Origin of the sequence: Deinococcus aetherius, assembly GCF_025997855.1 — a bacterium.
GTDB classification, from domain to species: domain Bacteria; phylum Deinococcota; class Deinococci; order Deinococcales; family Deinococcaceae; genus Deinococcus; species Deinococcus aetherius.
This window is the reverse complement of record NZ_AP026561.1, coordinates 12607-30866: the sequence shown is the minus strand read 5'-3', so window position 1 is coordinate 30866 and position 18260 is coordinate 12607. Positions and strand designations below refer to the sequence as shown.

Annotated in this window: 19 protein-coding genes and 2 pseudogenes; 11 read left to right on the top strand and 10 right to left on the bottom strand. The window is 68.1% G+C overall.

What is annotated here, in order from left to right:
- Positions 1-98 precede the first annotated feature (98 nt).
- The 4 genes and pseudogenes from DAETH_RS16440 to DAETH_RS16425 all read left to right on the top strand — a co-directional run bounded on the left by DAETH_RS16440 (position 99) and on the right by DAETH_RS16425 (position 3104).
- Positions 99-733, top strand: a pseudogene (locus DAETH_RS16440) (TetR/AcrR family transcriptional regulator).
- Between the two features lie 235 nt (positions 734-968).
- Entirely contained in the window at positions 969-1430 is a 462-nt protein-coding gene (locus DAETH_RS16435) for an Rrf2 family transcriptional regulator (RefSeq protein WP_264777801.1), read from the top strand.
- Positions 1420-2349 (top strand): NAD(P)/FAD-dependent oxidoreductase, encoded by a 930-nt coding sequence (locus tag DAETH_RS16430; RefSeq protein WP_264777800.1) that lies wholly within the window; start codon positions 1420-1422, stop codon positions 2347-2349. Before DAETH_RS16435 ends, DAETH_RS16430 begins: the two co-directional genes overlap by 11 nt.
- A 101-nt stretch (positions 2350-2450) precedes the next feature.
- Positions 2451-3104 (top strand): class I SAM-dependent methyltransferase, encoded by a 654-nt coding sequence (locus DAETH_RS16425; protein WP_264777799.1) that lies wholly within the window; start codon positions 2451-2453, stop codon positions 3102-3104.
- 579 nt (positions 3105-3683) lie between these two features.
- Here the strand turns inward: DAETH_RS16425 and DAETH_RS16420 are convergent.
- The 9 genes from DAETH_RS16420 to DAETH_RS16380 form a co-directional block, all read right to left on the bottom strand.
- A complete protein-coding gene (locus tag DAETH_RS16420) occupies positions 3684-4754 on the bottom strand; it encodes a sensor domain-containing diguanylate cyclase (RefSeq protein ID WP_264777798.1) in 1071 nt (356 codons plus the stop codon).
- Positions 4755-4919: 165 nt separating this feature from the next.
- A complete protein-coding gene (locus DAETH_RS16415) occupies positions 4920-5996 on the bottom strand; it encodes an aldose epimerase family protein (protein WP_264777797.1) in 1077 nt (358 codons plus the stop codon).
- A 43-nt stretch (positions 5997-6039) separates the two neighbouring features.
- Positions 6040-7059, bottom strand: coding sequence for an aldo/keto reductase (locus DAETH_RS16410; protein ID WP_264777796.1), 1020 nt, complete (start codon positions 7057-7059; stop codon positions 6040-6042).
- A gap of 771 nt (positions 7060-7830) precedes the next feature.
- Positions 7831-8550, bottom strand: coding sequence for an SGNH/GDSL hydrolase family protein (locus tag DAETH_RS16405; RefSeq protein ID WP_264777795.1), 720 nt, complete (start codon positions 8548-8550; stop codon positions 7831-7833).
- A 40-nt stretch (positions 8551-8590) separates the two neighbouring features.
- On the bottom strand, positions 8591-9049 hold the full coding sequence (locus DAETH_RS16400) for an SDR family NAD(P)-dependent oxidoreductase (RefSeq protein WP_406585120.1): 459 nt from the start codon (positions 9047-9049) through the stop codon (positions 8591-8593).
- A 285-nt stretch (positions 9050-9334) separates the two neighbouring features.
- A complete protein-coding gene (locus DAETH_RS16395; RefSeq protein WP_264777793.1) occupies positions 9335-9505 on the bottom strand; it encodes an SDR family oxidoreductase in 171 nt (56 codons plus the stop codon).
- A 119-nt stretch (positions 9506-9624) separates the two neighbouring features.
- Positions 9625-10659 (bottom strand): aldo/keto reductase, encoded by a 1035-nt coding sequence (locus DAETH_RS16390; protein WP_264777792.1) that lies wholly within the window; start codon positions 10657-10659, stop codon positions 9625-9627.
- Between the two features lie 145 nt (positions 10660-10804).
- Positions 10805-11719, bottom strand: coding sequence for an SDR family oxidoreductase (locus tag DAETH_RS16385; RefSeq protein ID WP_264777791.1), 915 nt, complete (start codon positions 11717-11719; stop codon positions 10805-10807).
- Between the two features lie 68 nt (positions 11720-11787).
- Positions 11788-12249 carry a MarR family winged helix-turn-helix transcriptional regulator gene (locus DAETH_RS16380; RefSeq protein ID WP_264777790.1) on the bottom strand — a complete coding sequence of 154 codons (462 nt, stop codon included), beginning with the start codon at positions 12247-12249 and terminating at the stop codon, positions 11788-11790.
- A gap of 132 nt (positions 12250-12381) precedes the next feature.
- Here DAETH_RS16380 and DAETH_RS16375 point away from each other — a divergent pair, with 132 nt between their 5' ends.
- The 7 genes from DAETH_RS16375 (at position 12382) to DAETH_RS24550 (ending at position 17051) form a co-directional block, all read left to right on the top strand.
- Positions 12382-13218, top strand: a complete 837-nt coding sequence (locus DAETH_RS16375) for a DUF4158 domain-containing protein (RefSeq protein WP_264777789.1) — start codon at positions 12382-12384, stop codon at positions 13216-13218.
- A gap of 87 nt (positions 13219-13305) precedes the next feature.
- Positions 13306-14379: a DUF3500 domain-containing protein gene (locus tag DAETH_RS16370; protein WP_264777788.1), complete on the top strand. Its 1074-nt coding sequence runs from the start codon at positions 13306-13308 to the stop codon at positions 14377-14379.
- A gap of 9 nt (positions 14380-14388) precedes the next feature.
- A complete protein-coding gene (locus DAETH_RS16365; RefSeq protein ID WP_264777787.1) occupies positions 14389-14925 on the top strand; it encodes a hypothetical protein in 537 nt (178 codons plus the stop codon).
- Between the two features lie 20 nt (positions 14926-14945).
- On the top strand, positions 14946-16262 hold the full coding sequence (locus DAETH_RS16360) for a HupE/UreJ family protein (RefSeq protein WP_264777786.1): 1317 nt from the start codon (positions 14946-14948) through the stop codon (positions 16260-16262).
- A 173-nt stretch (positions 16263-16435) separates the two neighbouring features.
- Positions 16436-16666, top strand: coding sequence for an AbrB/MazE/SpoVT family DNA-binding domain-containing protein (locus DAETH_RS16355; protein ID WP_344870192.1), 231 nt, complete (start codon positions 16436-16438; stop codon positions 16664-16666).
- On the top strand, positions 16663-16848 hold the full coding sequence (locus DAETH_RS24555) for a PIN domain-containing protein (RefSeq protein WP_319993754.1): 186 nt from the start codon (positions 16663-16665) through the stop codon (positions 16846-16848). The genes DAETH_RS16355 and DAETH_RS24555 overlap by 4 nt, the downstream gene beginning before the upstream one ends.
- Positions 16848-17051: a PIN domain-containing protein gene (locus DAETH_RS24550; RefSeq protein WP_319993753.1), complete on the top strand. Its 204-nt coding sequence runs from the start codon at positions 16848-16850 to the stop codon at positions 17049-17051. The genes DAETH_RS24555 and DAETH_RS24550 overlap by 1 nt, the downstream gene beginning before the upstream one ends.
- Before the next feature lie 310 nt (positions 17052-17361).
- On the opposite strand, the pseudogene DAETH_RS16345 reads toward DAETH_RS24550, so the two are convergent.
- Positions 17362-18225 (bottom strand): annotated as a pseudogene (locus DAETH_RS16345) (transposase); the annotation flags it as partial.
- Positions 18226-18260: the final 35 nt, after the last annotated feature.

The window sequence follows — 18260 nt, the reverse complement described above, 5'->3', positions numbered from 1 at the left end:
CTGTATCGCTGCCGAGAACGGATGGCCTCAAGCAAGTGGAGCAGCGTTCCACAACGATACGGAACTCTGTTCCGACTGTCAAGCGAGGACGGCTATCTATGAATGATCAAGACTCACCAGCGATTCCTGAACGGAAGAACTCGCCAGCCTCTGAGACTCCACTCAAACGCAACGATGCGCGCCGCAACATCCAGAAGCACTCCGACGCAGTGGCTGCCCTCTTCGTCACCTCCGGCGTCGAGGTGCCCGTCCGCGAGATCGCGGCGGGGGTGGGCGTCGGGATGGGGGCACCATCTACCGGCACTTCCCGACCCGGTCGGACCTGATCATCGCCGTGTACCGCCACCAAATCGGGGCCTGTGCCGAGGCCGGGCCACAGCCCCTACGCTGCCCTGAGGCAATGGATCAACCTCTTCGTGGATTTCCTGGCCACCAAGCACGGGCTCGCGGCGAGCATGCAGCCCGGCGACGCCAATTACCAGGCGCTGCACCCCTCGTTCCTGAATCGCCTGGTGCCCGTGTGCGCCGCCTTGCTGGAGGCCACGGTAGAGGCTGACGAGATTCACCCCGAGATAGAGGCCTCCGCCCGGATGCGCGGTGTGGCAGCCTGTGTGTCGGTGCCGTCGACCCCCACGACAAGGCCCGTCGTATGGTTGACCTGCTCATCGTCGGACTGCGCCAAGTGGAAGCGCCGCCCAGTCTGAACACAACACCAGTTGCGTGGGCAGAATGATGGCCAGTCATTCGGTTGAGAAGTGAGGCCGACCACCTCCCATGAACCGTGACTTGACGTCCCGGAACAATGTGCTGCACCGATACTCACGTTCCCCCTTAACGGCTCTTTTCGGGCAGTTGTGGTGACAACGCACTCTTCGGGGTATCGCTGATGGGCGAAGGTCTGGGGGATCGTGTCAGCAGCACACGCAGCCCTTGACAGCCTCTCCTCGTCATGTAACAGTGCGGGTGTCATGAGTCTCGATAGTCGGCTCTCCAGCGTGCTTCATCTGCTGCTGCACTTGATGGAGTCTCAGGAGGCCATCCCCTCCGAGCGGCTTGCCACCGCCCTGAACAGCAACCCGGTGGTCGTACGCCGCACGATGGCCGGACTGCGCGGCGCCGGTCTCGTCACCTCCGAAAAGGGGCACGGGGGCGGCTGGCGCCTGTCCTGCGACCCCGACCAAACGACCCTGTTCGACGTGTACCGGGCCCTGGGTTCGCCCACGCTCTTTGCCATCGGCAACCGCTCCGAGCGCCCCACCTGCCTGATCGAACAGGCCGTCAACGCGGCCCTGGACGACACCTTGCGGGAGGCGGAGACCCTGATCACCGCACGGCTTCAGACCCTGACGCTGGCGGCCCTGGCGAGCGACTTTGAGTCCCGACTCCAACTGTCCCTTTGCGCCCCTCAGGAGAACACCCATGCTCTATGACGCCCTGATCATCGGCGGCAGCTACGCCGGGCTGTCCGGCGCGATGCAAGTCGCCCGCAGCGGTCGCCCTGTCTGCGTCCTCGACAGCGGCCAGCCGCGCAACCGTTTCGCCACCCATTCCCACGGGTTCTTCGGTCAGGACGGTCAGGTCCCGCGCCAGATGATCGCCCGGGCCCGCGCCGATCTCTGCGCCTATTCCAACGTGACGGTTCTGGACGCCCGAGCAACCCATGCCCGACGTGACGGGGACGCTTTCTGCGTCACCCTCGCTTCCGGTGAGACCCTGCGCGCCCGGAAGCTGCTGCTGGCCTACGGGGTCGTGGACCTGTTGCCCGACCTGCCGGGCGTGGCCGAACGCTGGGGACAGACGGTGCTGCACTGTCCGTACTGTCACGGCTACGAGGTCAGGGGAGAACGGCTCGGCGTCCTGAGCGTCATGCCACAGTCCACCCACCAGGCGCTGCTGATCTCGGACTGGGGACCCGTCACCTTTTTCTTGAACGGAAGCCCCCCACCGGATTCCACAATGCTGGCGAAGTTCGCCACACGCGGAATCACGGTCGAGCCCGCCCCGATCCTGGGGCTGGAGGGTGCAGCCCCAGCGCTGGACGGCGTGCGCCACACAGATGGTCGCCTCGTTCCCGTGGACGCCCTCTTTCTGGCCTCACGCATCCGCCCGGCCAGCGACCTCGCCGAGCAACTGGGCTGCGCCCTCGTGGACGGTCCCCAGGGACCGCTGCTTCAAACGGACGCGGGCAAGCAGACCAGCGTGCCGGGCGTGTACGCGGCGGGCGACCTCACCCCGGGCATCGGCAATGCCTCGATGGCCGCCGCCGACGGGGTGTTCGCCGGAGCCTCCCTGCACCAGTCCCTGATCTTCGGGCCGCTGGCTGCATTGGAGCAGGTCGCCTCGGACTGACTGAGGGCCACAACGTCGGGACTTTTCCTCAAAACGCAGCCCGGGCCGCGTTCGGCGGTCCGTCGTGGCATGACCTTCCCCGACCCGCAGGAGGAATACAGATGAACGAAACAGGCGACCCCTCCCTCCCGTCCACTGCCCCGGCGTACTGGGAGCAGCGTTACCAGGACAACCCGCGGCCCTGGACCGGGCGACCCAACGCCATCCTGGCGCGGTGGGTGGAGCCCTTGACTCCGGGCAGCGCCCTCGACCTGGGGTGCAGCGAAGGCAACAGCGCCGTCTGGCTGGCCGGGCAGGGCTGGCAGGTCACAGGGGTGGACATCTCGGCCACAGCCCTGAAACGTGCTGCCCAGCACGCCGAGGGTGCGGGGGTGAGCGCCCGCACCCACTTCGAGCAGCACGACCTGGAGGTGAGCTTTCCGGCAGGGCAGTTCGATCTGGTCTACGCGCTCTACCTGCAATCCCCCGTGGCCTTTCCCCGGGACGCGGTGCTGCGCCGGGCCGCCGCCGCCGTGCGGCCCGGCGGCCTGCTGCTGGTGATCGAGCACGCCTCGGCGCCTTCGTGGGTGAAAGAGCCCAACATTCAGTATCCCACCGCGCAGGAAGCGCTGGGCACCCTCGGTCTGAATCTTGACGGGTGGGACCTCGCCTACCTGGGAAGCCCGGAGCGTGCCGTGACCGAAATGAGCAGCCCGGACGGTCAGGGGGGCACGATCAAGGACAACATCATCGCCCTGAGGCGGCGCGGGCCATGACGACCGACGAGGAGAGCCCAGCCACATTTCCCGGAGGGTTCCTTGACGTTCAGCGCCTCGGCTTTGTTCACTCCCGCCCGGCGTGAGCAGTTCACCCGCTTCCCTGAACTCGACGGCCCGCAGTCCAAGACACAACGCTAGCCGCGCAACTGGGGCCAGACGAACTTCCTTGTTCACTTCCCGGTGCCCTCCCGCTCAGGCTCAAGCGCCCGCTCCACGTCACCTGCGTGAGGCGCCCAGGTGGTCTAGAAGCCCGCAGGAAGGCGGCCACCCCACCGACGAGGATGGGGTCGATCTCGGCCACGTCACCACTGCCCAATTCACGCCAGGAGTTCTGGCCCAGGTGATCCAGCGCCAGCAGGAAGGTGAGCGCGGTGAAGTGCTCCGCCGCCCGAAGGGCGTTTGACCGGCACGGGTGAGAGCGGCGAAGCGTTCGGCGATCTTCGTCTCCGGCGTGTCCCCTGGCTGCCGTCCGGGCAGGGGAAAGCGCGCCGCCTCGGTGACCAGCAGTTTCCGAATCTGAGCCTGGCTTCCGGGCCAGGGCAGGCCGGGCGGCGCCGTGCCCCCCCCCCCATCCCCTCACCCTGGGGGCGGGCCGAAGTCCAGGCCCCAGCGCGTTCCCGCCCGGTCGGCGCAGCCCCGCTTGGCCCGGTACATCCGCTGGTCAGCCCGGCGCAGCCAGCCGCTCAGCGTGTCGCCCGGCCGCGCTCCGGTGGCCCCGGCGTTCAGGCACACCGGCCCGACGCCCGGCGGCCAGGGGGCCCCCCGCAGGGCCGCGTTCAGCCCGGCGACCTGCCGGGTGACCTCGGGGCGGGTTCCGGGCACGAGCAGGGCGAACTCGTCTCCCCCCAGCCGAAAGGCCTCTCCCCCCGGCGGCAGCGCCCGCCCGAGGACCCCGGCGACGGTGATCAGCACCTCGTCGCCGACGTCGTGCCCGAAGGCGTCGTTGACGGCCTTGAACCGCTCGACGTCCACGAGCACGAGCGTGGTCACCTCTCCCCCGGCGCGGGCGGCGTCCAGGGCCCGCCCGGCGTGGGCGTTAAAGGCCCGCCGGTTAGGCAGCCCGGTCAGGGGGTCGGTGAGGGTGGCCCGTTCGAGCTGGGCGTGCCAGCGGGCGTTTTCCAGCGCGATGGAGACGTGCTGCCCCAGCAGCTCCAGAAACAGCAGGTCGGTCTCGTCGAAGGCGCCGGTGCGGTAACTCTGGAGAGACAGCACCCCCACCCGCTCCCCCCCGATCTCCAGGGGGACCAACAGCAGCGAGCGCACGCTCTCGGGGTCGTCCCCCGGCAGGTGGTCGTCGAGGACGATCTCGTCCGGGCTCAGCACCCGCCGCACCCGCACCGGGTTGGCCACCTGGTACGCCTCCAGGTCGGGAATCGACAGGGGGCCGTGGCACAACACCTGCTCGACGATGCCCTCCTCGTAGACGGGCAGGCGGCTCGTCGTGTGCTGGCGGCCCTCGTACAGTTCCCAGACCCACTGGGCCGGGGAGGCGAGCAGGGCCAGCAGGGTCACGTGGGTCGAAAAGAGCGTCTCCGATTGCCGGTGGACCGTCTGGACCACCGCCCCCACGTCCCGGCTGCTGCGCGCGAGGGCGGCCAGCACCTGCACGAGCTGGTGATAACGGGCAAACGGGGTCGGGGCGGGCATGGGCAAGGGCGTCTCCGGGCGCCGCGAGGAGAACCGGTCGGCGCGAACCTGGCCCCAGCCTGACGGCCCGTCCCTCTCTTCACCCTTACGGCCCGGTCGGTCGGCGCGTCCTTTTTCACGCCGTCCCCGCTGGAGCCTGCTGTGTGCCCGCCCGGGCCCCAGGGCTCAACGAGCGGTGAAGGCGTACACCGTCCGCGAGGTGAAGCGTTCCCCGGGTTGCAGCCTGGTGGAGGGAAACGTCGCCTGGTTGGGCGAGTCCGGGAAGTGCTGCGTCTCCAGGCAGACGGCCCAGCGGTGCCCGTACCGCTGGCCGCCCTTGCCCACGATGGAGCCGTCGAGGAAGTTGCCCGAGTAGAACTGCATCCCCGGCTGCGTCGTGAACACCTCGACCCGCCGCCCGGAGAGCGGATCGTGCAGGGTCGCGGCGGCTTTCAACCCCTCTTCCCCCCGCAGCACGAAGTTGTGGTCGTACCCGCCAGCAAAGCGCAGTTGCTCGCCCTGCCCGTCCACCCGCGCCCCGACCGCCGTGGGGTGCCGGAAGTCGAAGGGCGTGCCCTCCACCGGCAGCAGTTCGCCCGTTGGGATCAGCGTCTCGTCAATGGGCGTGATGTGGTCGGCCCGCACGGTGAGTTCGTGCCCCAGCACGTCCCGCCCCGCGTCCCCGCTCAGGTTCCAGTACGAGTGGTTCGTCAGATTGAGGATGGTGGGCGCGTCGGCCGTCGCCTCGTAGTCGATCTGGAGCGTGTTGTCCTCGGTGAGGGTGTACGTCACCCGGACGGACAGGTTGCCGGGATACCCCTCCTCGCCGTCCGGGCTGAGGTAGGTGAGTTCGAGGGCGGGGCCGTCCTCGCCGGTGGAAGGGCGGCCCGTCCAGAGGCGCTGGTTGAACCCCCGCTCGCCGCCGTGGAGCGAGTTGGGGCCGTTGTTGAGCGGAAGCTGGTACGTCTTTCCGTCGAGGGTGAACTGTCCCCCCGCGATCCGGTTGCCGTACCTTCCAATCAAGGCGCCGAAGTAGGGCGAGGTCTCCAGGCTGAAATACGGCTCGGCGCGGTCGTGACCCAGGACGATATCGCCCGGGTTGCCCTCCCGGTCGGGCGTGAGGAGGCGCACCACGACGCCCCCGTAATCCATGATGTCGGCCTGGAGGCCGTTTCGGTTCCGCAACGTGTAGAGGGTGATCGGCTGCCCGTCCGGGGACGTGCCCCAGGGCCGCGACGTGACTGGCTGTCGTGTATCCGTCATGGCTTCTCGTTCGATTCTCGCGCAGGAAGGGAACGACTCCCCCTCACATCTCCAGCTCTGTCCTCGCCCGCTCCCAGTCGCTGACGCGGGTGATCTCGTCCAGGTCTTCCGGGGTCAGCTCCAGCCCCAGCGTGCCGAGGAGTTCCCCGAGCTGGGTCACGTTGTTCGCCCCGACGATGGGGGCCGTCATCATGGGCTGGGCGAGCATCCAGGCCAGCGCCACCTGCGCGGGCCCTACCCCGTGCCGCCCCGCGACCGCCTCCAGCGTCTCCACGATGTCGAAGTTCTTGTCGCTGAAGCGCCGCCGCGCGTTCTCGTCCGCCCGCACGCTCTCGGGGAGGGGCTGGCCGCGCCTGTACTTGCCCGTCAGCATCCCGCCGCCCAGCGGGCTCCACGGGACGATGCCGATCTCGTACGCCTCGCAGACCCGCATGAGTTCGCGCTCGAAGTTGGCCCGCGTGGGCGAGAGCAGGCTGTATTCGGGCTGAATGCTGATGTAGGACTCCAGCCCCTTCTTGTCGCTCGTCCACAGGGCCTGCATCAGCCGCCACGCCGAGTAGTTCGAGCAGCCGATATAGCGGACGTAGCCGCGCCTCACGAGTTCCGTGAAGGCCTCCAGCGTCTCCTCGACCGGCGTCTGGTTGTCGATCCAGTGTGCCTGGTACAGGTCGATGTAGTCCACCTGGAGCCTTCGGAGGCTGTCCTCGCAGGCTCGCATGATCCAGCGCCGGGACAGCCCCTCGCGCTGGTGGACCGTCTGCCGCCCCTCGCCCCCGAACTCGCCCATCGGGCCTCGGACCTTGGTGGCGACCACGATGTCCTGGCGGTTGCCGCGCGCCTTCATCCAGCGCCCGATGATCTCCTCGGAGACGCCGCCGGGATTGCCAGGCGTCCAGGTCGTGTAGATGTCGGCGGTGTCGATGAAGTTGCCCCCCGCCTCGGCATAGGCGTCCATGATGCCCTGTGAGGTGGCCTCGTCGGCGCTCCAGCCGAACTGCATCGACCCCAGGCCGATGGGAAAGAGGTGCAGGCCGCTGCGGCCCAGTCTGCGGTACGTCGTCATGGCTAGAGTCCTCCTGAGGGCCGGTCTCGTGCGGGCCGTGAGCCGGGGCTGCTCGCCCCCACAGCCCCCCTACCCTTCACCCGGCGGCGAAGGCGAAGGTGAACGCCGCCTGCACCGGCCGTTAAGGATCTTCCTCTCTTCATCTGGCTCACCACCCGTCATTTGATCAGGCCCCCTGCGAGGGTCAGGAGGGGTGTTGGAGAGGGTGGCCATCGGATTCGAGCGTGTCGAAAGCGTCACCGCTGTCCCACACCGCCCCCGGGCTCCAGCGTCGCTCAACTCGAATTAATACAAGTACAAGCAGGAAGAAGGTCTTCAGCCCACCTCGTGCCCCCTCCCCTCCCCCATGCACCCGCCCCCGCCCCAGACCCTCGTCTGATGCGCTGCCAGCATTCCCCGAAGAGGGCTGTTCCCCCGGACCGAACAGCACGAACATCCAAAGTAAAGCCAGAACAAAACCGGCCGCCAGTTCGAGCTATCCTGCCGCATCTCATTCACAGGAGGTCATCACTTGAATTCATCCGACCTGAGTGGTCAGCCTGCGACCGCCGGAGTGCGGTCCTAACCAAAACGTTCCTGTCACGTTCTCCTGTTCAGGGAACGCGAGCACAGGGCGGGCCGGGAAGTTCCCGGCCCGCCCTTCTTGGTCTCCCCTCCCCACCCACGACCTCACCGCCGTCGGGGTGCAGCACCTGCCCGCTGGTGAACGACGTGTCCCCGGCGGGCAGGGCCTGCAGCTCACAGCCCCCCGGACACGCGGTTCGGGTGAACTCAGCCCACCACTCCCACCGCGTCGAGGGCGGTCTGAACGGCCTGCGCCTGGATCTGCCGGGCAGGCGAGGGAAACAGGGTCAGGACCGCGCGCTCCAGGGCGCGGCGGCTGGCTGAAAAGCCCAGGTTTCGCCGAGCCCCTGGAGCAGGGGCAGGTAGAACAGCCGGACCAGCTCCTCGGCCCCGAAGAGCCAGCGGCCGTCGGCGGCTCTGGCCGTCATGACGTGATACGCCGCCTTGTTGTGAATGCCGCTGTTCTTGTGCACGCCGCTTGGTGGAATGCTTGCCGTGGAGGCGCACGTCATTCGTGCCGATCAGCGTGAGGATCCATGCGGGATTGTGCACGGTAAGTGGGGCAAGACGGGTCAGCAGGTGCACCGTCGTGTCCGCCGAGACACCCGCGTTGATCAGGCGCAACCGGTCGTTCAGTCGGCGCAGCTCCAGCACCTGGCGCAACACCTCGAACCAGGACTGACGGTCGGCGGTGAGGCTGTCTCCCAGCCCGAGAATGGTTTGCCCCGGTTCGAGGGGCAGGGCGGCGAACTCGGGGTCCGCCGGCAACTCCCGTGCCACGCCGCGCACCCGTGCCGTGAAGTCCTCCAGCGTCTGCCCGTACGCCGCCGCCCCGAGGCCGAAGAGCCTCGCGTGGTCCTCGGGCGTGAGGTCGCGCAGGCCGGGAAAGATGGCCAGGGTCTTTTCGGGATGGCGCAACTGAACCATGAACTCGAGGTCCTGCCCCGCTTGTGGGGGAAACACCGCCTCAACGCTCCGGAAAGGCCAGCAACCGCTCGGCACGGTCGCGCTGCTGATACAGCTCGAAGCACGCCTCGGCAAGCCGGTCCGGGTCACCCTCGGTGCCGGGTTCGATAACCCGGCCGATGCAGACGTGTGCCGCGTAGATGCCCTGGTCGGCGAGTTCGGCGTTCAGGTCGAGAGCGTACTTCCGCAGGGCGGCCAGGGGAACGGCGACCGAACTGATGGCCGGGACGCTGAGCACGGTGGCCGCGCCGGTGGTGAACAGCAGCGTGCCGCGCCCGCGCACGCGCATGTCGGGCAACACCTGGGTGACGCTGTTGATCGCGCCCAGGACCTGGGTCTGGAACGTCTCCTGGACACGCCCCGCCGTGAGCGCCGAAGCCGCCTGGACCCGTGGCGAAGTTGGGCATGGGGCTGGATTCCAGCACCTCCACCGGGCCGAACCGCGCCCTGATCCCGGCAAAGGCCGCCTCGATGTCGTGAGCGGAGAGGTCCTGGTCCTGCACCAGGTCGTCGAGGGCCTCCTGGTGTCGGGCGATCAGGGCGACGCGAAAGCCGCGCCGACCGAACTGCCGGGCGAGACTGAGGCCGAGAACCGGGCCTGCTCCGGCGACGACGAGGGTTGGGTGTCATTCTCCTGGAGGCGGGATCATGGGGAAACGAGGAAGGCGTCTGGCCGGGTGAACGCGCGCGTCCGCGGCGCGGTTCCTGATCTACCGACGATCTCGCGTTCGAACTGTCCGGGGCGTTAGGCGTGCGTGGTGATGGCGGCGGCCCGCAGCTCACCGATCAGCCCGGCCAGGTGGTCACCGTCGCGGGCGACGAGGGCGACGGCGTGGTCGTCCTCGCCGAAACGGCGGGCCAGGGCGAGACCGAGGTTGGGTCCGGCGCCGACGATGACGGCAAGAGGTGGGGTCATGGGGCTCCTCCGGGGCAGGGCGGGTGCCGGGTTTCACGAGACCAGGGCGCCCGGTTCGTGCGGTCAGGTGCGGGCACAGCCGGGCGACACGAACAGCGAGGGTCGGGGAATCACCCGGCTTACCGGCGGGCCGAACGCTGGTCGATCAGGTCGTCCTTGCCCCCCGTCACCGACCGACGAATCCCGTCGGAGGCCAGCATGGCGTGCGGGAAACCGAGGTCGATGCGGCTCACGTCGTCCAGTCGGGCGAGGTGCTCACCCGAGAGGGTGACGTTCAGGGCGCCCAGGTTGTCCTGCAACTGCGCCTGGGTGCGGGCCCCGAGGATCGGGATGATGCCCAGGTCCTGCTGCCGCACCCAGGCGAGGGCCACCTGCGACGGCGTGCATCCCAGTTCCGAGGCGACCTGCACCACCACGTCCACGATGGCACCCGTCCGGGCGTTCTCGGGCTGGATGGGACCGCCACCCTGCGTCTTGCGGCCCTGCGCCCCCGCGTCCCGGTACTTGCCGGTGAGAAGCCCGCCCGCCAGGGGCGACCACGCCAGGAAGCTCAGGCCGAAGTCGCGGCTCATGGGCAGCAGGTCACGCTCCGCGCTGCGCTCCACCAGGCTGTACTCGATCTGGAGGGCCGTGAGCGGCGCGAGGCCGCGCAACTGGGCGATGGTCGCGCCCTGCGCCGCCTGCCACGCGGGAAAATCCGAGAGCCCGACGTAGTGCACCCGGCCTTCGCGCACCAGGTCGTCCAGGCCCCGCATGACCTCCTCCATCGGGGTCACGCCGTCCGCGACATGCAGCCAGTACACGTCCACGTACTCGGTCCCGAGGCGTCCCAGGCTGGCCTCCAGGGCGCGGCGCATGTTCTTGCGGTTGTTGCCGCTTTTCGAGAGGGCGCCCGGGCCGATGGTGTACTTCGTGCCGACGACGAAGTGGTCGCGGTCTGATCGCAGGAAATCGGCCAGGAATTCCTCGCTCTGGCCGCCCTGATACACGTCGGCGGTGTCGATGAAGTTGCCGCCCGCCTCGGCGAACGTATCGAAGACGCGGCGGCTCTCCTCCTTCTCGGCGCCGTGTCCCCAGCCTGTACCGAACGTGCCCGTGCCCAGGGTGAGTTCCGATACCCGCAGCCCCGTGGGGCCGAAGAGTTTGTAACGCATGGATGCTCCTTGAGGAGACGGACGCCGAGAGACGGCGCCGCATGTGGGATGGTGTGTCGCTGGAGGACGGTCAGGAAAGGCACGCGGGCTGCCGTGAACCCGGGTGGAGGCCTCGGGGCCGGTCGGCGACGAACGTCGGGAGGGATCAGTCGGTGGCGGTCGGCGTCGTGTACGGGTCCTGCCCCGAGGTCAGCTCGCCCGCGGTCAGGTGCATCGCCGAAAAGAACTCGGCCGTGGCGCGCTCGCTCGCGGTGTTCACGGTCTCGGGGCCTTGTCCTTGCCTGCCGGGCGCGACGACGAGGCGCACGGGGCGCGTTCCGGCAGGCATCTCGATCAGACGGGCCACCGCCTTCGCCACGTCACCCGGGTCCGCTTCGCCCGCCGACTGCATCGCACTCCCGACCGCGGCGCCGAACTGTTGGAGCCCGGCGGCGTAGGCGGTGACGGCCGGGCTCCCCGGCTGTACCCCTTTGGCGAGCAGATCGGTCGGATACGCCCCGGGTTCGAGCGCGACGGCCTCGATGCCGAACGGGGCGAGTTCGTGGTGCAGGGCTTCGGTGAGGCCTTCGAGGGCGAACTTGCTGGCGGCGTACAGGCCGGTGAACTGCGAGGCGACGCGCCCGAGGACCGAGCTGATTTGGATGAGCAGCCCGCTGCCCTGCACGCGCATGGTCGGGAGCGCGGCGCGGATGACGCGCAGGTTGCCCAGGACGTTCGTGTCGAACAGCAGGTGCGCCTGTGCGGAGCTGAAGGCCTCGATGGGGCCGATGGCGCTGAGGCCCGCGTTGTTGACCACGACGTCGAGGCGCCCGGCCCGCCCCAGGGCCTCCCCCACGGCGTTTTCCACAGAGACGTCACTTTGCACGTCGAGGTCGAGGACGTGCAGGGCGAGCCCTTCGGCGGCGGCGAGGTCGCGCAGCTCCCCGCTGGCCCCCGCGTTGCGGCCGGTGGTGTCGCGGATGCCGGCGAAGACGGTGTGGCCGCGCCGGGCGAGTTCGAGGGCGGTGAGCCGGCCGAAGCCGCTTCCGGCGCCGGTGATCAGGATGGTCTGGAAGGTCATGGGGTCTCCTGGAAGGGATGGAACGTCGAGGCAGATACGGGTACCTACACGTAAAAGGTCCGAAAAAGTTACTGGCGACGGGTGACGCTGACCACCTCCCGGAGTTCTTGCAGCAGATCCGACAGCCGCTCCTCGCCGAGGCTGAGCGCCAGTTGATGCTGGACCGCCTGCCACAGGGGCGCCGCGCGGTCCAGCAAGGCCCGGCCTCTGTCCGTGAGGGTCACGACGCGCGAACGGCGGTCCTGCCCGACACCCACCGTGATCAGGCCGTCGCGCTCGAGAGGTTTGAGGTCACGGGCGAGGGTGGTGCGCTCCAGCACCAGATCGTCGGCGAGCCTGGTCAGGGTGACTGGACCGTGGTAGGCGAGGCTGGAGAGCACGTTGAACTGCGTGATGCGCAGCCCGACCGGACGGAGGGCGTCGTCGTACAGGCGGGTGGTGGCGCGGGCGGCCTTGCGCAGCCGGCTGCAAGCGCATGGCAGGTTGAGCTGCCCCTGCACTCCCGGTGCCTGTTCTGCTTCCCCCGCCATGGTAGGAGTATCTACACGTAACCGGAGAGTGTCAAGCCCTCCCTCCGCCAGCGGAACAACGCTCCGAACGCAGCCGGCAGCCTGCATTGCTCCCGAGGCGCGACCCCGGGCGGGCTGTCCTCACGGCGCTGGTTGGACAAGACCTTCCGGGCAAAAAGCCCAGGTCCAGCCAGGAGGCCGACCTCCGACGTTCCGAGTGTCGTCCTTGAGAACGTCGCCGACCAGTTGCACCTCGACCCCGAGGTGTTGCCCCAGGACCTCGGGCAGGTCAATACGCGTTTCGAGCATCAGCGACTGATCCTCACGCACCTGGATTACCGGCCGTTCGACGACGCGCAGGCGTTCCGGCTCATCCGCTGGCTGTACGCGCGGGTCGCCACCAGCACCGTCCGCCCGAGTGTGCTGTTCGACCTGACGACCGCCCATTTGGTCTCCCGACGGGTTGTGCTGCGGGGTAGCCCAGGACAGGTCCTGTTTGTATTAATTGAAGGCTGGCCGCGGCTGCACGTGGAGCCGGAAGCCAGACCCCCTCCGCGACGAGTGGTGGTGAGGCCACCACGGGAGCAGCAAGCACCGCTCCGGCCCCGTCAGGCACACAGAACACGGGGGGGCCTCCACAGGTGGGACGAGCAATACGTCGGCGGGAGGTGCTCCCGCTGGCAGCCGACCCGCGCTGAGCTTCGGCAGCGACTACTACTTCGTGTCCTTCGTCGGCACCCCGTACCCCGTCCACCACCTCGCCACCAACGCCACCGTCGTCGGGCCGAATATCACCCTCTCCCCGAGCCTCACGGGTACATGTCCCGTGACTCCACCAACGAGTACGGCGCGGCCTGGACCTCGCCGAAGGAGGGCCCGGCGCGAAGCGGGCTGGGAGGGCTCCCAGCCCGCTTCGTGGTTCTCAGGCCGGAATGCTCCTGCACCGAGGGCGAGGCGGGTATGAACAGAACCTTCACAGGTCCCCCGTAGCTTCCTGGCTGTGACGCTCGGTCACTGGCCAGAAGGCCATGCCGTACCGTTCGGCGACCCCACGTCCCATTCCCCGAGGAGCTTCCCGTGAACAAAAGGATTCTTTCCGGCCTGACCGTCGCCGCCCTGTGCGGCACCTACTCGGCGTATGCCGTCTCGCAGGGAGCGGCGACCTCCACTTCGGCGACGAAGATGACGGCAGACGCCCAGACTACCCGGGTGGTGGGCGCCGCCAACGCCTTTCTCGGCACGCTGACCGCAGCGCAGAAGAAGGCGGTGAGCTTCGCTTACACGGACAGCGCGCAGCGGGCCCGCTGGTCGAACTTTCCCACCGGCATCTTTCAGCGCGCGGGGGTGCGGTACGGTGACCTGAGTGCCGCGCAGCGCACGGCCCTGATGAACCTGCTCGGCACGGTGCTCAGCCCCGACGGCCTCACGATGGTGAAGCAGCAGATGAACGCCGACGACGTGCTGAAGAACACGGACGGCGGCGGAGGCGGGCGGCTGATCTTCGGCAGCGACGAGTATTACGTGTCGTTCCTGGGCACGCCTTCGACCACCTCGCCATGGACCTTGCAGTTCGGCGGGCACCACCTGGCGATCAACGCGACCGTGGTCGGACCCAACATCACCCTCGCCCCCAGCCTCACCGGCGGGCAGCCGATCAGGGCGACCCAGAACGGCAAGACGGTCGTCGTAGTGCAGAAGGTGCCGCAGGAGGTCAAGGACGCCTACGCCCTCCTCAGCAGCCTGAACACCACCCAGCGCGCCAGGGCCGTCGTCAGCACGCAGCGAATCGACCTCGTGCTCGGGCCGGGACAGGACGGGAAGACCCTGCAACCCGAGGGCCTGCCGGGCAGCGCGATGACCGCCGCCCAAAAGGCGCAGCTCCTGACCCTGATCAAGGACCGCCTGGGCATCCTGAACGCCGATGACGCGGCCCCCAAGCTCGCGGCGGTGCAAAAGAACCTCGACCAGACCTACTTCGCATGGTACGGCCCGACGACGGCGGAGGGTGCCGCGAATGCGTACTACCGGGTGACCGGCCCCACGGTCCTGATCGAGTTCTCGCCGCAGAGCATGGGCGGCGATCCCTCCAACCACCTGCACAACATGTACCGCGAGCCGGGCAACGACTACGGCGCGGCCCTGACGAAATGAGGCGGTGAGATGAGGCGCTTCACCCTCACGCTGCTGGCCCTGTGGTCCGGCTGGGCCGGGGCGCATCCGGTGGACGAGGTGGTTCAGGCCGCCTACCTGACCCTCGCGCCGGGGGCCGTGCAACTCGAACTGGACCTGACGCCCGGGGTGCAGGTGGTGGGGACCATCATCAAAGCCCTCGACCCGAACGGCGACGGGAAGGTCACTGCTGCGGAGGCGCGGACCTACGCCGGGCGGGTGCTGGGTCAGTCCACCCTGAGCCTGAACGGGGTGGCCGTCCCCTGGACACTGGAGAAGGTGGAGGTGCCGCCGGTCGCACTGCTCAAGGAGGGCGGCGTCCTCAAGATCTACGCGACGGCGAGGCGCGCAGACAGGCCGGGCGCGCAGACCCTGACTTACCAGAACCGCTACCAGCCGGTCAAAAGCCAGTGGGTGGCGAACATCTTCCTGCTGCCGGGCGCGGGCTGGCAGTACGGGGTCACCGGGCAGGGGCACAGCAACGACGGCCGACAACTCACCGTGAAGTACATCGTGGCCCGGTCCTGAACGGGCAAGGAGGTGACCCCTTGACCCGCCCACGATCCTTTCTTCCGCCTTCGTGGCTCCTCGCCCTCGTCCTCGCCTTGCTGCCGGGCCGCAGCCTCGCCCACCCCATGCCGACGACGACGGTGCAACTCGACCTGCACTCGGGGTACGTCGCGGCGGAACTCGCCCTGCCCCTGAACGAGCTGCAACTGGCGACGGGCTGGAAGCTCGTGAACAACCCGCAGGTTCTGGCACAGTACGGGGAGCCGCTGCGCGCGTACCTCGCCCGGCACCTCGCGCTCACCGGAACGAATGGGCGGACGTGGACGGTTGAGATCGGTGAGCCCATCTTGTCCCAGGCGCAGCAGACCGCGAGCGGACCCTACCAGGAGTTCGTGGTGCCCGCGCGACTCACGCCCCCACCCGGGGCGGGTGTGCGGGACTTCACCCTGAAGTACGACGCCGTCGTGCGTGAGGTCAGGACGCACTCCATCCTCGTGTCCGTGCGGCGCGACTGGGAGCGTGGGCTCAACAACGAGGGCGGCAACGAGAATGTGGAAGTGGGCGTCATTCGTGCAGACCCGCGCACCGGATTGGTGCCCCTCCTGCCCGTCAATCAGGACCAGGGCAGCGCGTGGCAGGGCTTCGTCGGCATCTTCAAGCTCGGGGTGCGCCATATCGCCGAAGGCACTGATCACCTGCTGTTCCTGCTGACATTGCTGCTCCCCGCCCCACTGCTGGCCGTGGCGGGCCGCTGGGGCGGTTTCGGCGGCACCCGGCGCTCCTTGCTCAACATCGTCAAGATCACCACCGCCTTCACCGTCGGTCACTCGCTGACGCTGCTGCTGGGCACGCTGCGGATCGTCAACGTGCCGGACCAGCCCATCGAGGCCCTGATCGCCGTCTCCATCCTGGTCTCGGCCGTTCACGCCCTGCGGCCGATCTTCCCGGGGCGTGAACTCCTGATTGCGGGAGGATTTGGGTTGATTCACGGGCTGGCCTTCTCGTACACGCTGGCGGAGCTGAACCTCAGCCCGTGGCAGACGGTGCTGAGCCTGCTGGGCTTCAACCTGGGGATCGAGGCGATGCAGCTCCTGGTGATTGCCGTGACGATGCCGTGGTTGATCCTACTGGCGCAGACGAGGCTGTACCCGCCGGTGCGCGTCCTCGGTGCCTCGCTCGCGGTCCTCGCGTCACTGGGGTGGCTCGGCGACCGGGTGGGGTGGAGCAATCCTCTGGGTGCCCTCGCCGACAGCCTCGGAACCGTCGGTCCCTGGGCACTGCTAGGGCTGGCCGCCCTGGCGGCGCTGGGATTTGCCTTCAAAAAATCCCGGAACACCGAAACACCCTCAACTTGACCGCCTCAACATGGTTAGTGATGAACGGAGAACGCCCAGCAGGGTGTTCTCTTCCTTCTGTAGGGTTACTGGCTCCCCTGACGCTGAAGAGCTCGCCGAGTGTGCGTACTGCGAAGTTCAAACAGTGAAAATTGGGATAGACTGTCAAAACCACGGCACGAGATCAATTCTCTGTGTCGATCAAAGAGCACGGGCGTATGAACCTTCCCAAGGAACTTAGGGAGGCGTTGAGGGTGAAAGAAGGCGAGAGCCTGATCTTCCGGGTTCGGGAGGATGGAAGTGCGGAGGTCATCACACCCCAGACCCTTGCACGGCGAGGGCGTGGGCTGTTCGCTCACCTCAAGCGGGTAGAAAGCAAGACAGATGCTTTCATTGAGGAACGCCGTCAGGAGACGGACAAGTGATCGTACTCGACGCCTCCGCCCTGCTGGCCTACGTCTACGAAGAGCCCGGGGCAGAGACGGTGGAAGCTGCACTGGCGGAAGCGGACATTCATGCTGTGAACTTCGCAGGGGTGCTGTCGCGGCTGGCCGAGCGGGGCAGCTTCCCGGAGGATTCACTGGGGTGCTGGAAGCGGGCGGGGTAATGAAGCTGCTGACGGTGGATGTGGGGACGGTTCAGGACGCGTTGAACGCCGCTCGCCTCCGGCCCCTGACCAAGAGCGCTGAGCTCTCCCTCGGTGACCGCTACTGTCTCGCCCTCGCGCAGCGCCTCGGCGTGCCGGTGCTCACCGCAGACCGGGCCTGGAGCAGTCTGAGCGCCGGCGTGCCCGTCACCGTGATTCGGTGACAGCCCTCGATTAGCCATAGGAAGTCGGGCTGGGCTGCTGATGCACGAGGAGCCGTTTCCCAGGCCCCTGCAGAGGGTAGGACGGCAGGACGCAGGACGACCGCGTGGGTGGTGTTGCCTCACCGGGCCGGGCCAGGCGGCCCCGCTGGCACCAACTTCCGGTGAGCATCACCCAGCACGCGGGGTTGGGGCAAGGTGTCATCGCGGTGCTCCGTTCCGTTGGGGGAAGGACAGCACGGGGTAGCGACACGATCCGCGCAAAATCGTACGGTAAGGCGGGGGCCGCATCCGACACCGCCGCCGCACTCGGCTACGGCCTGAGCCGCCGGCACTCTCCCGGCGCTGGCACATGCTCCGGGCGCCAGGCGTAGTCCCCCGTCAACCCGATGTGCTCCCACGTCAGCGGCGAGAGGTGCGCCAGCACCTCGTCCGGCACCTCCCGCCCCTGCACCCGTAACGCCTCCACTGCCCGTTCCAGGTACACCGTATTCCAAGTGCTGATCAGGGCGACGACGAGATTCAGGCCGCTGGCGCGGTGGCTCTGCGCCTCGAAGGAGCGGTCCCGAATCTCCCCGCTGCGGTGAAAGGCCACCGCCCGCTTCAACGCGTGCAACGCCTCTCCCTTGTTCAACCCCGCCTGCACCCGGCGGCGTAGCCCCGGGTCTTGCAGCCATTCCAACGTGAACGGCGTCCGCTGCACCCGCCCCAACTCCCGCAGGGCCAGTGCGAGCCCGTTCTGGCGCGGGTAGGAGGCGAGTTTGCCGAGCATCAGCGAGGCCGTCACCGTTCCTGCGCGGATCGAGGCGGCCAGCCGCAACAGTTCGTCCCAGTGCTCGCGGATCAGGCCGAGGTGGAGGCGCTGGGCGATCATCGGCTCCAGCCCCAGGTAGGCAGAGGGCTTCTCGGGTGGGTACAGGTGGGTCTCCCCGAGGTCACGGATTCTGGGGGCGAAGCGGAAGCCCAGCAGGAAGCACAGGCCGAAGACCTGCTCGGTGTACCCCGCCGTGTCGGTGGAGTGTTCCCTAAGCTTGAGTTCGGACTGGTGGTACAGCAGCCCGTCGAGCACGTGGATGGCGTCGCGCACGTTGGTGGTGATGACCTTGGTATGGAAGGGGGCGTACTGGTCGCTGACATGGGTGTAGAACAGCACGCCCGGCTCCCGGCCGTACTTCGGTTCAGGTGCCCAAACACCTTGCCCCGTCCCCGTGT